Below are 12,445 nucleotides of genomic sequence, written 5' to 3'. Positions count from 1 at the left end.
TTCCCATTCTGCGGCAGTAAAAAGATCAGCAGAGCATCTGAAACGCGCTTTAGGCGTGCGCTTCCTCGACATGGTTCAGCGCTTTCTGCTGCTTGAAAGCTGCGGCCTTGACCGCGGCCTGAACCTTTTCAAAGGCACGCACTTCGATCTGGCGCACGCGCTCGCGGCTGATGCTGAACTCGCTGGACAGGTCTTCCAGCGTCATCGGGTCGTCGGAGAGGCGGCGGGCCTCGAAAATGCGGCGTTCGCGGTCGTTCAGCGTATCCATCGCCTGTTCCAGCATGGAGCGGCGGTTGTCCAGCTCATCCTGTTCGATCAGGATCTGCTCCTGGCTGCTGCTGTCATCGACCAGCCAGTCCTGCCATTCGCCCGATTCACCTTCCGAAGCGCGCAGCGGCGCATTCAGCGAGGCATCACCGGACAGGCGGCGGTTCATGGACACCACTTCGTCTTCGCTCACATTGAGCTTGGTCGCGATCTGCTTGACCTGATCGGGGTTGAGGTCGCCGTCGTCGAGCGCCTGAATCTTGCTCTTCATCTTGCGCAGATTGAAGAACAGGCGCTTCTGATTGGCGGTCGTGCCCATCTTCACAAGGCTCCACGAGCGCAGGATATATTCCTGGATCGAAGCCTTGATCCACCACATGGCATAGGTGGCAAGACGGAAGCCGCGTTCAGGCTCGAAACGCTTGACGGCCTGCATGAGACCGACATTGCCTTCCGAGATGACTTCACCGATCGGCAGGCCATAGCCGCGATAGCCCATGGCGATCTTGGCCACGAGACGCAGATGGCTCGTCACCAGCTTGTGGGCGGCCTTGGGATCGGTATGTTCGTGATAACGCTTGGCCAGCATATATTCTTCCTGCGGCTCAAGCATGGGAAAACGTCGGATTTCTTCCAGATAACGGGTAAGACCGCCGTCACCTGACGTGATGCTTGGGAGATTCATCTGGGCCATAGAGCACCCTCCTTTATGATTTCAGGTTCCCGTCTGGCGAACCTGTCGCGGGGGCTGCCTCCTGCACTTCCCTCTCGCGAGCCTCCATATATAGGCATGATTTTGGCAAAAACACGATCCTTTAACTCATGAAACAAACTGTCACTACAATGTGAACGTTGGTCAGGGGCAAAGGTTTCGCAAATCGTATGAAATGTAAGGCGGCAGAGCATTTTCCCTGTCACCGGAAATGCTCCATCTCTTTGTTCTCAAGCATTATCCGGCACGAAACCGCTTCGCGCTGTTGCTGGAAATGCTTTGGTGTTGAGAGAGAGAGAGCGGTTTCACCACACCCGCGCCCCCGATCCTGGTGATGGTCAGCCCTCAGACCTATCAGTTGTCCATCCTTCCGGCCAACCGTGACGGTTGCCAGTATTATATAGAATGCTTCCGGAAATTTTCCAGAAGATGCTCCATATCTTCCGGCACCGGCGCTTCAAAACGCATAAGCTCCCCGGTGGATGGATGGGTGAAAGCCAGAAGAAAGGCATGCAAGGCCTGGCGGTGGAAACCGCGCACGGCCTCCTTCAGCGGATCCGGCAGCTTGTTGGCCTTGGTCTTGTAGGCGCTGCCATAATCCATGTCGCCGACAAGCGGATGGCCGATATGGGCCATGTGCACGCGGATCTGATGGGTGCGGCCGGTCTCAAGGCGGCATTCGACGAGCGAGGCGAGCGCGGTCGCGTCTTCGCGGGGGCCGAATTTTTCGACCGTGGCATAATGGGTGATGGCGTGGCGGGCATCATCGCGCTCTTCATTGACCACGGCCTGCTTGGTGCGGTCGCGGTGCGAGCGACCGAGATGCGCGTCGATGTAGCCATGTGGGCGTTCGGTCATGCCCCAGACAAGAGCGAGATAAGCGCGCTCCAGATCGCCGGTGCGGCCATGGTCGGCAAATTGTTCGCTCAGATGCCGGTGCGAAAGATCGTTCTTGGCCACGACCATGACGCCGCTCGTATCCTTGTCGAGGCGATGGACGATGCCGGGGCGGCGGATTCCGCCGATGCCCGACAAGCTATCGCCACAATGATATATGAGGGCATTGACCAGTGTTCCCGTCCAGTTGCCGTTGCCGGGGTGAACGACAAGCCCGGCGGGTTTGTTGATCACGATGAGATCATCGTCCTCGTAGAGAATATCGAGCGGGATGTTCTCGGCAATCGGTTCGGCTGGCTCCGGTTCAGGCAGCACGACGGCGATTGTCATGCCTTCGCGCAGCTTCTGCTTGGTTTCACGGGCGGGCACGCCGTCGATGGTCACATGGCCTTCGGCAATGAGGGACTGCACGCGGCTGCGCGAGAGGTCCGGCCCCAATGCTGCGGCCAGCCACTGGTCGAGACGCTTGCCTGTGGCATCGGAGTCGGTCGTAAGCTCTTTCACTCGTGTCTTCCTTGTTGAGAGCGGCTCTGTCTTAACGAAATCGTCAGAACTGCTCTGTCTCTTGATTTTACCGCATTTATGCGACGTCAAATGTTTCCATTTGGCTGCAAAATGCTCTATCACGCGCCACACGCCGTAACACGGCGCAGTTCGAACCGGAGTCGTTGAATGCAGGATCCACACTATCCAAGATACCAGAATCATCAGGATTCGGGTTATCAGGACTATCAGCAGGGCTATTACCCGGATGAACAGGGCGAGCCCGCGCTTGATCCAGCCATGGAACGTGTGCGCCGCAAAATGATCCGGCTTCTGGCCGTCTCCATCGGTGTCATGCTGATCGGTCTTATGGCGGTGCTTGTCGCCGTTGTCTACAAGATCAATCGCGCGCCGGAAACCCCGGTTGACGAAGCCCGTTCCGATATTCCCGGACAGGCCGCGCCTGCGCCCGCAAAGCCGGAGCCGCTGAAGCTGATCGAATCGCAGATCAACCTGACGCCCGGCACCCGTCTTCTTTCGCAAAGCCTTTCGGGCAACGAACTTTCGCTGGAAACGCTGCTGCCGGACGGCGGCACGGAACTCATCATCTATGATTATCGCGAGTCGCGCATCATCGGCCGCATCAAGCTCGGCAATGTCGAATAGAGCAGTTCCGTTTCATACGGAATCGCGGAACCGCTCTAACTATTTGTTTTAAAACATTATCCTACGCAAATCCGCACCGCGCTTTTGCTGGAAATGCTCTGGGGCAAACTGATCGGGGTGGCATGATTGCCGCCCTGTTTCTTTCTGCCTGCGAGGATTGCGCTTTTTCCTTTTGGCGCTTATATCAGCAATATGGCTCAGGCGCCCATCGTCTAGCGGTCAGGACGGCGCCCTCTCACGGCGCAAACAGGGGTTCGATTCCCCTTGGGCGTACCAGCAAATTCAATCAATCGCTATTCCACAGCAACTCTCCTTTGGAGGGCATGCTGGTCGGTGATTTTGCACGTTATCCCGCGCACGCTAATCCCGAACGCGATATTGAGCGCACCCCTTTTCGCGCGGACATGAATCGGGGGAACGCGGCCTGTCCGTCCTGTCACTGTATTGAAGAGCTTCATCAAAGCCCGGGCAGGCGCAGTGCCTGTCACCGGTCTTTCGATTTGGCCGGGAATGCGCTGCACTCCCTTTAAGTGGCCTTTCCTCATCGCAAGGCTGTCCCACCTCGTTTATTCCTTGCTGATGAAGCCGGTTCAGGTTAGTTATAAATAAATAGGTAGTATTTATAGCATTGGTAGAGCGTATTCGGCGGAATTTTATCTTTTAGGAAGATATGATGGGGAATCGTTCAAGTGGTTATGACGGGTCCAGCGTATTAGATACTGGTGTTTTAGTTAGTTTGATTATTGTGGCTTCGCCAAATCTCCTTGGGGCGGAAAAGCCAATTTTGAATGCTGCCCGCTTTATTTCGGAGCGATATGCCTTCTACGAAGTCTTAATAATCGCTAATGATTCTGATCGCTATGCAGATGAGGCCCTACAAGTATTGGGGCGAGAAGTAGCACAGTTGCGGCTTTTGCAGATCGATGGCGACAATGACTTCGATGATCTGGCTATCCATGGTTATCAGGAAGCGATTGGGGATACGATTATCATATCCTCGTCCGACGAACTGCCATTTATCGATCTTGAAGTATTGCTCGCACCCATTCGGGCGGGTGCTCAGTTCGTGCGCCTTAAGCGCAAAGGCAGCTCATTTTTTGCGAGGGCCGTCGCTTCAGCCATGCGCGTCCTCACCGGTTTCGAAGTAGACATACGTTATTATCGTACACTCGCGCTGGGACGCCAGATCGTGAGCGATCTCCTAAAGATACCGTTTCAGTCGCATTTGATCCGTTTTACGGTCGCAGGCCATATCCGCAATCAGAAGACCGTTACGGTTGAATTGCCGCGGGTCCGCGGTTCGGTAAGGCATCTGGTCTCGCGGCTGGAATTGGTCTTGCATCTTATCGCAGTGTCGTCGGTTCGTCTCCTGCGTCTTGCCACTGCCTGCTGTGCGCTGCTGTCCCTGGGCGCGCTTTTCACCATGACGTATCCGGTCTTGCTTTGGGCAATCGGTTGGAACGTCATGGAGGGCTGGAGCTCGACCATTGCCATGATCAGTGCCTGGGCGTGCATACAGTTCGCTGCCGCCGCAGTGATGTGCCTCGGCATTTCGCGGGCGCTCGAACTCCAGCAGGCCCGGAACACGCCGCGCTTGGTCGGGGATCGTTTGATCGGCGATCTGTTCCGGCGCTCCAATCTTCTCAATGTCGAAGAAGCAACACTTTCCGTCGATGCCGTTCATCAAAATATGCCGAAGGAGTTGCGGCCTTGACCAAAGCAGCCGTCGGATCAGCTTCATCCGTTCCGGACACAGACGTCCCAGCCTATGAGGTCATGGAGTTTGCGCCGAAGACGGCCCGCTATTGCATCGTGATTCCCGTGATAAACGAGGGTGAACGCATTGGCAGGCAGCTTGTCGATATGCATCGCCTGGGCCAGGCGCAAGCCGCTGACATCATCATTGCAGACGGCGGCTCCAAAGATGGTTCCCTGAAGCATGCCATGCTGCGCGCCAATGGCGTGTCGGTGCTTTTGACCAAGACGGGGGCTGGCAAGCTGTCGGCACAGCTTCGAATGGCTTATGCTTACGCGCTTGATCGTGGGTATGAGGGCATCATTACCATCGACGGCAATGGCAAGGACTCCGTTGAGTCCATCCCACTGTTCATCGATGCTTTGGACCGCGGTGTCGATTACGCGCAAGCTTCGCGGTTCATTTCGGGTGGCAAGGCTATCAATACGCCGCGTTCGCGCGAACTGGCGATCAAGTTCCTGCACGCCCCGATACTCAGCCTTGCGGCTCGTCGTCGTTATACGGACACCACGCAGGGTTTTCGTGCTTATAGCCGTCGCTATCTGCTGCACCCGCGCGTCCAGCCGCTGCGTGACGTCTTCATGACCTATGAGCTTCTGGCATATCTCACGGTTCGCGCCTCGCAACTTGGCCTGAAGACTGAAGAAATTCCGACGACCCGCGCCTATCCAGATCATGGCCCGATCCCGACCAAGATCAATATGGCCGGCAACATCGATCTGATGAAGATTATCTTCTGCACTTTGGCGGGCCGCTACAATCCATGAATATAGTTTGTGCCGATGCCATGGATGGCAATTATGATGTGATTATTGTGGGGGCGGGATTCTATGGCTGTGTCCTTGCGGCCCATCTGTCGGAACTCGGTTATCGAGTTCTCCTGAGCGAGCGGGCAGGTGAAGCCATGTCCCGCGCCTCGGCGGTAAACCAGGCGCGCGTGCACACCGGTTTTCATTATCCACGCAGCCTCGTAACCGCATTGCGGTCGCTCCATAACAGGCCACGCTTTATCGAGGATTACAGCGAGGCGCTGGTCTCGGATTTCCAGATGCTCTACGCCATCGCAAGGCATGGCACCAAGGTTAATGCGCAACGTTTCTATGGCATGTATAAGGCGATGCACGCGCCAATTCAGGAAGCAACCCCATCGCAGCGTGCGATGTTCGATGCCAGCCTGATCGAAGATGTATTCGTCTGTGGCGAGGATGCGTTTGACTATACGATCCTGCGAAGCAGCGTTTTCCGGCGTCTCGAAAAAACCGGCGTTACAATCGCTTTCCACTGCCCCGCGAATACGGTCCGCGCGCAAGGGGACCAGCTGACGGTTGAATTCGCGAGCGGGAAAAGGGCGCAGGCGGCACGCGTATTCAACGTCGGTTACGCCCAGTTGAATGCGCTTCTGATGGCCAGCGGCCTGAAGCCGCTACCGCTCAAACACGAACTGGTCGAGATTGCCCTGGTCGAACCGCCTCCGGCGCTGAGGCCATTTGGCGTGACCGTGATGGACGGGGATTATTTTTCGTCCATGCCCTATCCGGCCCGAAAAGCCTATTCGCTCACGCATGTTCGCTATACGCCGCACCATAACTGGACCGACGATACCGCACCCTTCAGCGCCTACGACATGGCAAGGCAAATGGAAACGGGGACGCGTTGGAAACATATGGTGAACGATGCGCGGCGCTATATGCCGGCAATTGGCGATGTTCGATGGATCCAATCGCTTTACGACGTGAAGACCGTTCCCATCAAAAACGAACACGATGACGGCCGCCCGATACTCTTGCAGCATCACGACGACATGCCCGGCCTGTGGTCTGTTCTCGGCAGCAAGATCGACAACATCTATGATTTGCTCGAGTTGGTGGAATGATGAGGTTTGATCGCAAGCGCATTCTGGAATTCCAGCGCTTCTTCGCCGCAAGCCTGAGCGGCGTGATCTTCGATATAGCGCTGTCCTACGTGCTTGTTCACTTTTGGGGGATGGCCGTTCTGGCCGCCAGCGCTGTTTCGTTATTTACGGCTGCGGCTCTCGTGTATTTCGTTCATGAGCATTGGACCTTCGGCGGCGGTGGCCGCTTTTCGATCAGGCGGCTGGTACAAACGCTGATATCGGCGCTGACTGCTCTGGTCACGCGCGCGCTGGTCTTGACCAGTTTATCCTTTTTACTCGGCGACAAGTTGATCTTGTTCCAGCTTGGCACCGCAGTCACGGCATCCTTTCTCGTAAATTATCTGCTTGTTCGGCAAATCATGCATCGCTCCGGCAGGGCGAGTGCTTGAAGACTCTGGAAAAAACATGGCATCGGCATTGATCGGATATACTGGGTTTGTCGGTTCAAACTTGCTTCGCGCCCGCAGTTTCGACGACCTCTACAATTCTTCCAATATTGGAAACATTGTCGGCAAGCATTACGACCTGCTGGTTTGCGCTGGCGTTCCGGCGGTTAAGTGGAAAGCCAATAAAGAACCCGACCGGGATCGGGAGCAAATCGCTGCACTGATCGACCCGCTGTCGAAGGTGACTGCCGATCGCTTTATTCTGATTTCGACGATTGACGTTTATTCGAACCCGTCCAGGCCACATGACGAAAGCAAAGACCCTTTCGATCCGGAAGCACAACCTTACGGAAAGCACAGGCTTGAAGTTGAAAAATGGGCCACCGCGCATTTTTCCGATACTATGATAGTTCGTCTTCCTGCTCTCTTCGGGCACGGACTGAAGAAGAATGTGATCTTCGATCTGCTTCACGACAACCAGACCGACAAAATCGATCCGGCAAGCAGTTTCCAATGGTACAGCCTTGATCGTCTTTGGAATGACATCGAGATTGCCGGCCACGCCGGTCTCAAGCTGGTCAACCTTTTCCCCGAGCCGGTCCCCACACGCGCAATTCTCGATAAGCTGTTTCCCGATGCTTTCGTCGGTAAGCCTTCTGACGCGCCTTTGTCCTACCGGCTTTGTACGCGACATGCCGGGGTTTTTGGTGAGACGGGCCGCTATATCGCCCCGGCCAGCAGCGTAATGGAGGATATTGCAAAATTCGTCGCGCGGGAGAGGCAAAATGGGGGCAACTAAAGCGCGGCTTCGCTATTCAATTTCCAATATAGCCTGGCCGGAAACTGCCGAGGAAGAAGCGATTGCCCTTGTCGCCGAACTCGGGCTCGAGGGTGTCGAGATCGCTCCATTCAAAATTTTTGGCGCTCTTTCCGATGTCAGCGAAGAAACAGTGCGTCTCTATCGCAAACAGCTTCAACAACGCGGGCTGGCAATACCGGCGATGCAGGCCATCTTGTTCCCAGCGTCCGAGGCGCGGCTTTTCGGCACGCAAAGTGAGGAAGAAGCGCTTTATGAGCGTTTGAACCGTGTTGCAGATATTGCCGGGTGGCTTGGCGCTGGAGCCTGTGTTTTTGGCGCTCCTGCACTGCGCGATCCCGGCGACATGAGGCCCGCCGATGCCATGAACGACGCGCAACGCTTCTTTCGCGCCGTTGCGCCCCTTTTTGCCGCGCGCAATTCTGCTTTATGCTTCGAAGCCAATCCGGAAATCTATAATTGTCGTTTCATTACACACACCCTCGATGCGCTGGCGCTTGTTGGAGCGGTCGGCATGCGCGGCTTCGACCTGCAATTCGATTCAGGCACTTATTTCGCCAATGATGAATCTCACATGGTGGATGGAGCCGTGCTGTCAGCGGCGCGGCATTTTCATGTCAGCGAACCAAATCTCGTACCGGTTGGCAGTTCTGGCGTGGATCACGCGCAACTCGGCGCCACATTGCTCGACAGTGCTTATAGCGGTTGGGTAAGCGTGGAAATGCGCCAGACCGATAACTGGAAACAGGCAATCAGGGACTCTGTCCAGATTCTGGAAAAGCACTATGGAAAACGCACAGCCGCAGGTGCTTTCCATGGCTAAGCGTCTTGTCCTGATCGGAAATCAGGCTTTCTCCGTCGTCAACTTTCGGGGAAGCCTGTTGAAGGATTTGTCGGAGCGCGGTGTCGCGTGTTTTGCGCTGGCGCCGGGTTACACGGATGCAACGCGGACAGCGGTGAGGGAACTGGGCGCTACACCGATCGATCTCACGCTTTCCAGAACGGGCATGGACCCATTCCGGGACCTCTTCGCATACCGCGAAATATCAGCCCGGATTGCTGAAATCCGGCCCGACATCACTCTGGGTTACACACCCAAGCCCGCCATCCTTGGCACCCTGGCCGCAAAGAAGGCCGGGGTTCCCAAACGTTTTGCCATGATCGAGGGGTTGGGGTGGGCCTTTGGAGCAGGCGGCACGATTATGGAGGAACTGAGACGCAAGGTAGCGCGCGGCGTATCCGTGGCGCTCTACAGACAGGCGCTCGCTGCTGCAGACAATGTGTTTTTCCTCAACGAAGCCGATGTGAAGGATTTTGAAGGTCTCGACCTGCTTCGGCCCGGACAGGCCATATTGCTCGGGGGCATCGGTGTCGACCTTGATTACTGGACCCGGCAAAGGCCAAAGCCCGCAACACCAGCATTCGTCATGATGGCGCGAATGATCCGCGACAAGGGAGTTTATGATTTTGTAGCTGCTGCACAGCAGCTTCGGCGGGAAAACATGGATGCCCGTTTCATCCTGCTGGGCGATCTGGACCTGCATCCGGGGGCGGTGCGGAGGTCTGAGCTTCAGGGCTGGGTGGAGGACGGCGTTCTCGAATGGCCCGGCCATGTGGAACCCAAGCCATGGCTTGAAGAGAGCAGTATCTTTGTCCTCCCCTCATTCTATCGAGAAGGGGTTCCGCGCAGTATCCAGGAAGCGATGGCAATGGAAATGCCCATCATTACCTCCACCGTTCCGGGATGCCGGGATACTGTAGAGGAGGGAGAAAACGGACTTCTGGTGCCCCCTCGGGACCCGGCGGCACTCGCCGCGGCTATGCGCAAGCTGGCCGAACGACCAGATCTGATCAAAGAAATGGGAAAGAATAGTCGAAAAATCGCGAAACAAAGATTCGATGATAAGCGTTCAAATCGCAGAGTGATAGACGCCCTGCATTTGTAGATACTTATATCCATGAATGCATTTGGGGGATTGACGATCAGGTAAGTGTTGATTGCGTCCAACAAATCTATTTTTTCCAAGGGGCGGGGCGATGAGAATACCTAAATTCGACTTGTACGAACTTGATAATAAGCTAAAAAAATATCGCTGTTATTTTGCATTGTCTTCGGTTTAGCTTCAGTTATCGCAATTGTGCTGATCCAAGCCCGTACAATTATGTATTTCAACTATCCGCCGGGCGATGGCATTTTCCAAACCTTATTTCCCTTGCGGAAATTGGATCAAGGTGAATTTCCGGGTCGTGATTTTTATTACTTTCACGGAAATGGAATACCTTATATTATATTTCCTTTTTAGAAAATAGCCTCCATATTTCTGGGTGGGGATGTAGCATCATCCATGGCTTCGACATATTTAATCAATTTTATATTCCTGTTTATACCAATGTATTACCTTTGTCGTCTCTTCATGGAGCGGCAGGGTTCGCTAATTGCATTAATGCTATTCGCATTGAGCGTGGTCTATTTTCCAGTGCTGGGTGCTCTTCTTTCCCCGCTTTTCATTGGCGCCGCCATGGGCGTGCGAATGTCGCCGCATATATTCATGGCCATCGCGGTGGCAAAGGTCGCGTTACGCACTTCAACCGGGGAGATATCCTTTCCCGCTACGTTGCAGCGATTGATAATAGTCGGCGCGGTGGGCGCGGCGATGCCTCTTTTAGGGGCGGAGCAAGGTTTTTATGCTGTTGCCGCAGCTGCCGGGGCGGTTTTCTTTCTGGGAGGGCGCAGGTGGAGGATTCTGCAGCGCATAGGTTTTACTGCAACTGTTTTGGTCAGCTTCAGCGTATGTTTTGTTGCTGCCTTGCTCATCCTGTTCGGGTCGCTCGAAACGATTGCCGCTCTCAAAGATATCTCGGATAATCAGGTTTGGGTTTATGGCGTATTTCCGAACAGTTTCTTCGCCAGTTGGACCGAGTTTTTTACCTTGAGAGTGACAGCCGCTGTTCCAAGCCAGGCAGGAACAATTGGAGGCATTGTTGCGCTGCTTTTGTGCTTCGGTCTTTTGCTCAGAAAGGTGCTGACGCTTCCAGCCTTCCTGGTTGTTCTCGTCCTGTTTGCAGGGGGCCTGCTGTCCTGGGTCGCTAACTTTGGCTATATCGGCCAACATCAGGCGCCTTTATTTTTGCGGACGTGCATCATGGCCCTTGTCTTGTCGGCGACAGCGATCGCCGGCAAGGTGACCCGCTCGCCGCACACTGAAAAAGTCGCGACCTCGGAGCCCTCCCAGTGATCAAAAAACTTCCAACATTGCCGGGTCCGGCTACATCCCTCGCATGCAGCGTTCTGCTCACTGTCCTTTCTCTCGTGACGGCTTTGACGTGGTGGGGGCAAATGCGCACGGCGTATAATCATAAGGAAGCGGATTCCTATAGTCTCAACAGGGCCTCCGGCGTCCATATGTCGAAGTTCAATGACATTCGAGAAATCGTTGGCACCAAAAGCAATAGCAGCGCCTATGCATCCTATTTAGGGGAGCTGTCGCGAACGTTTGGCGAAGCGGATAACGGTTTCCACTGGGCCATCGAAAAACCTGGAGCTGACTGGCTGGCCCGGTCAGGACCTAATCGCCAGCTGATACCGGTGAAGCCGGTCACCAACGACGATTATATTTTCGGCATTCAGCGTTCCACCAGGATCAGCATTTTGCCATTGGAAGATTTTCCGGCCTCGTTGATCGGACAGTGGGTTGAACTGATTGATGGAAGCGGCCGCAGCATTGAAGCTGTGATTGCATCAGGCACCAACTCGGAAATTGTTGTGATTGGCAATCTTCCGATCAACTTCTTTCCGACACAGGTAACGAGTCTCGAAGGGGCTAAACGCTCCGGTGAAGAGATAACTATCGTCTCAGCTACGAACATCGCCACCAATCTGCACGGAGGTATCATATCCGGCACCGATGGACGTGGTATTTACGTGAGCGGTTTTGGCAGGAGAGGGAAGCCGCGTTTCAGGCCCACCATTGGAGATACTGTCAACTTCGCCTCTGGCGACAAGCGGAAAATTGAGTCCGTCATGAAGCTGGCGAGCGGATATTTTGTGGTTCTGGGGGGAGACAGGCTGCAAGCCCATTTTTTCAATCGTGTGAATATTATCGCTGTCACCGCGAACAAACCGGCGCCGGCACGCGGACTGATGATCAGGGTTAATCCCGTTTCCAACGAGGTGTTCCTGAATGGGCGCGAACGCAAGTTCCGTGTGGCTGTCGATCCTGCCTCCCGTATCAAACAAGGGGCGTTGATAAGCCTGGATTCGGGCGGCGGCCCGTTCTTTGTTGGAGCGGCGAATGGAGATCATCTGGAAATAGATATTCTGACATCCCTGGCGATGCAGGCCTGCCTGGCAGGGGTCGAGTCCGACGATGGTGTTTTTTTCGATGGATTGTCGGGTGTTGCTGCGGAGTGGTTACTGAAAAAACAGTTTGGAATATCGGAAATTCGATCATGTCTCCAACATGATAGCCTGATCGTGGATGGTCTTGAACTGAACTGCCCCCACTTTCGACCGGACACTCAGCATAAGCAGGAAGGCTCAAGCACAGGCTTGAGGATAGGCTTATGT

At 54.9% G+C, this 12,445-nt stretch carries 11 protein-coding genes, 1 tRNA gene and 1 pseudogene; 11 read left to right on the top strand and 2 right to left on the bottom strand.

Annotated elements, in window-relative coordinates; genetic code table 11:
• Nucleotides 1-49 precede the first annotated feature (49 nt).
• Complete coding sequence (gene rpoH, locus JNC63_RS15085; protein WP_006467693.1) at nucleotides 50-961, bottom strand: RNA polymerase sigma factor RpoH; 912 nt, start codon at nucleotides 959-961, stop codon at nucleotides 50-52.
• Nucleotides 962-1,375: 414 nt separating this feature from the next.
• Nucleotides 1,376-2,380, bottom strand: a complete 1,005-nt coding sequence (locus JNC63_RS15080; RefSeq protein WP_063882975.1) for an RluA family pseudouridine synthase — start codon at nucleotides 2,378-2,380, stop codon at nucleotides 1,376-1,378.
• A gap of 168 nt (nucleotides 2,381-2,548) precedes the next feature.
• Between JNC63_RS15080 and JNC63_RS15075 the strand changes: the two genes are divergently transcribed.
• The 11 genes and pseudogenes from JNC63_RS15075 to JNC63_RS15025 form a co-directional block, all read left to right on the top strand.
• The gene (locus JNC63_RS15075) at nucleotides 2,549-3,025 is read left to right on the top strand and encodes a hypothetical protein (protein WP_063620115.1); all 477 of its coding nucleotides are present in this window, start codon (nucleotides 2,549-2,551) and stop codon (nucleotides 3,023-3,025) included.
• Between the two features lie 201 nt (nucleotides 3,026-3,226).
• Nucleotides 3,227-3,301, top strand: a tRNA-Glu gene (locus tag JNC63_RS15070).
• Nucleotides 3,302-3,698: 397 nt separating this feature from the next.
• Nucleotides 3,699-4,739, top strand: coding sequence for a glucosyl transferase (locus JNC63_RS15065; RefSeq protein ID WP_245670762.1), 1,041 nt, complete (start codon nucleotides 3,699-3,701; stop codon nucleotides 4,737-4,739).
• Nucleotides 4,736-5,548 (top strand): glycosyltransferase family 2 protein, encoded by an 813-nt coding sequence (locus JNC63_RS15060; RefSeq protein ID WP_063620112.1) that lies wholly within the window; start codon nucleotides 4,736-4,738, stop codon nucleotides 5,546-5,548. The genes JNC63_RS15065 and JNC63_RS15060 overlap by 4 nt, the downstream gene beginning before the upstream one ends.
• Nucleotides 5,545-6,654, top strand: a complete 1,110-nt coding sequence (locus JNC63_RS15055) for an NAD(P)/FAD-dependent oxidoreductase (RefSeq protein WP_063620111.1) — start codon at nucleotides 5,545-5,547, stop codon at nucleotides 6,652-6,654. Before JNC63_RS15060 ends, JNC63_RS15055 begins: the two co-directional genes overlap by 4 nt.
• Complete coding sequence (locus JNC63_RS15050) at nucleotides 6,651-7,064, top strand: GtrA family protein (RefSeq protein WP_063620110.1); 414 nt, start codon at nucleotides 6,651-6,653, stop codon at nucleotides 7,062-7,064. Before JNC63_RS15055 ends, JNC63_RS15050 begins: the two co-directional genes overlap by 4 nt.
• A 16-nt stretch (nucleotides 7,065-7,080) precedes the next feature.
• Nucleotides 7,081-7,860 carry an NAD-dependent epimerase/dehydratase family protein gene (locus JNC63_RS15045; protein ID WP_063620109.1) on the top strand — a complete coding sequence of 260 codons (780 nt, stop codon included), beginning with the start codon at nucleotides 7,081-7,083 and terminating at the stop codon, nucleotides 7,858-7,860.
• The gene (locus JNC63_RS15040) at nucleotides 7,847-8,701 is read left to right on the top strand and encodes a sugar phosphate isomerase/epimerase family protein (RefSeq protein WP_063620108.1); all 855 of its coding nucleotides are present in this window, start codon (nucleotides 7,847-7,849) and stop codon (nucleotides 8,699-8,701) included. The genes JNC63_RS15045 and JNC63_RS15040 overlap by 14 nt, the downstream gene beginning before the upstream one ends.
• Nucleotides 8,664-9,824, top strand: a complete 1,161-nt coding sequence (locus JNC63_RS15035) for a glycosyltransferase family 4 protein (RefSeq protein ID WP_063620107.1) — start codon at nucleotides 8,664-8,666, stop codon at nucleotides 9,822-9,824. Before JNC63_RS15040 ends, JNC63_RS15035 begins: the two co-directional genes overlap by 38 nt.
• A gap of 399 nt (nucleotides 9,825-10,223) precedes the next feature.
• Nucleotides 10,224-11,114, top strand: coding sequence for a hypothetical protein (locus JNC63_RS15030; protein WP_374846453.1), 891 nt, complete (start codon nucleotides 10,224-10,226; stop codon nucleotides 11,112-11,114).
• Between the two features lie 167 nt (nucleotides 11,115-11,281).
• Nucleotides 11,282-12,445, top strand: a pseudogene (locus tag JNC63_RS15025) (hypothetical protein); the annotation flags it as partial.

Origin of the sequence: Brucella ciceri (assembly GCF_041930145.1) — a bacterium.
Classification (GTDB): domain Bacteria; phylum Pseudomonadota; class Alphaproteobacteria; order Rhizobiales; family Rhizobiaceae; genus Brucella; species Brucella intermedia.
The sequence above is the reverse complement of the archived record's forward strand: the minus strand, read 5'-3'. Positions and strand labels throughout refer to the sequence as shown.

Bases quoted from the DNA above. Each gene is read 5' to 3' on its own strand.
- rpoH (WP_006467693.1), bottom strand. From the start codon at position 961: ATGGCCCAGATGAATCTCCCAAGCATCACGTCAGGTGACGGCGGTCTT.
- JNC63_RS15075 (WP_063620115.1), top strand. From the start codon at position 2,549: ATGCAGGATCCACACTATCCAAGATACCAGAATCATCAGGATTCGGGT.
- JNC63_RS15065 (WP_245670762.1), top strand. From the start codon at position 3,699: ATGGGGAATCGTTCAAGTGGTTATGACGGGTCCAGCGTATTAGATACT.
- JNC63_RS15055 (WP_063620111.1), top strand. From the start codon at position 5,545: ATGAATATAGTTTGTGCCGATGCCATGGATGGCAATTATGATGTGATT.
- JNC63_RS15050 (WP_063620110.1), top strand. From the start codon at position 6,651: ATGATGAGGTTTGATCGCAAGCGCATTCTGGAATTCCAGCGCTTCTTC.
- JNC63_RS15045 (WP_063620109.1), top strand. From the start codon at position 7,081: ATGGCATCGGCATTGATCGGATATACTGGGTTTGTCGGTTCAAACTTG.
- JNC63_RS15040 (WP_063620108.1), top strand. From the start codon at position 7,847: ATGGGGGCAACTAAAGCGCGGCTTCGCTATTCAATTTCCAATATAGCC.
- JNC63_RS15035 (WP_063620107.1), top strand. From the start codon at position 8,664: ATGGAAAACGCACAGCCGCAGGTGCTTTCCATGGCTAAGCGTCTTGTC.
- JNC63_RS15030 (WP_374846453.1), top strand. From the start codon at position 10,224: ATGGCTTCGACATATTTAATCAATTTTATATTCCTGTTTATACCAATG.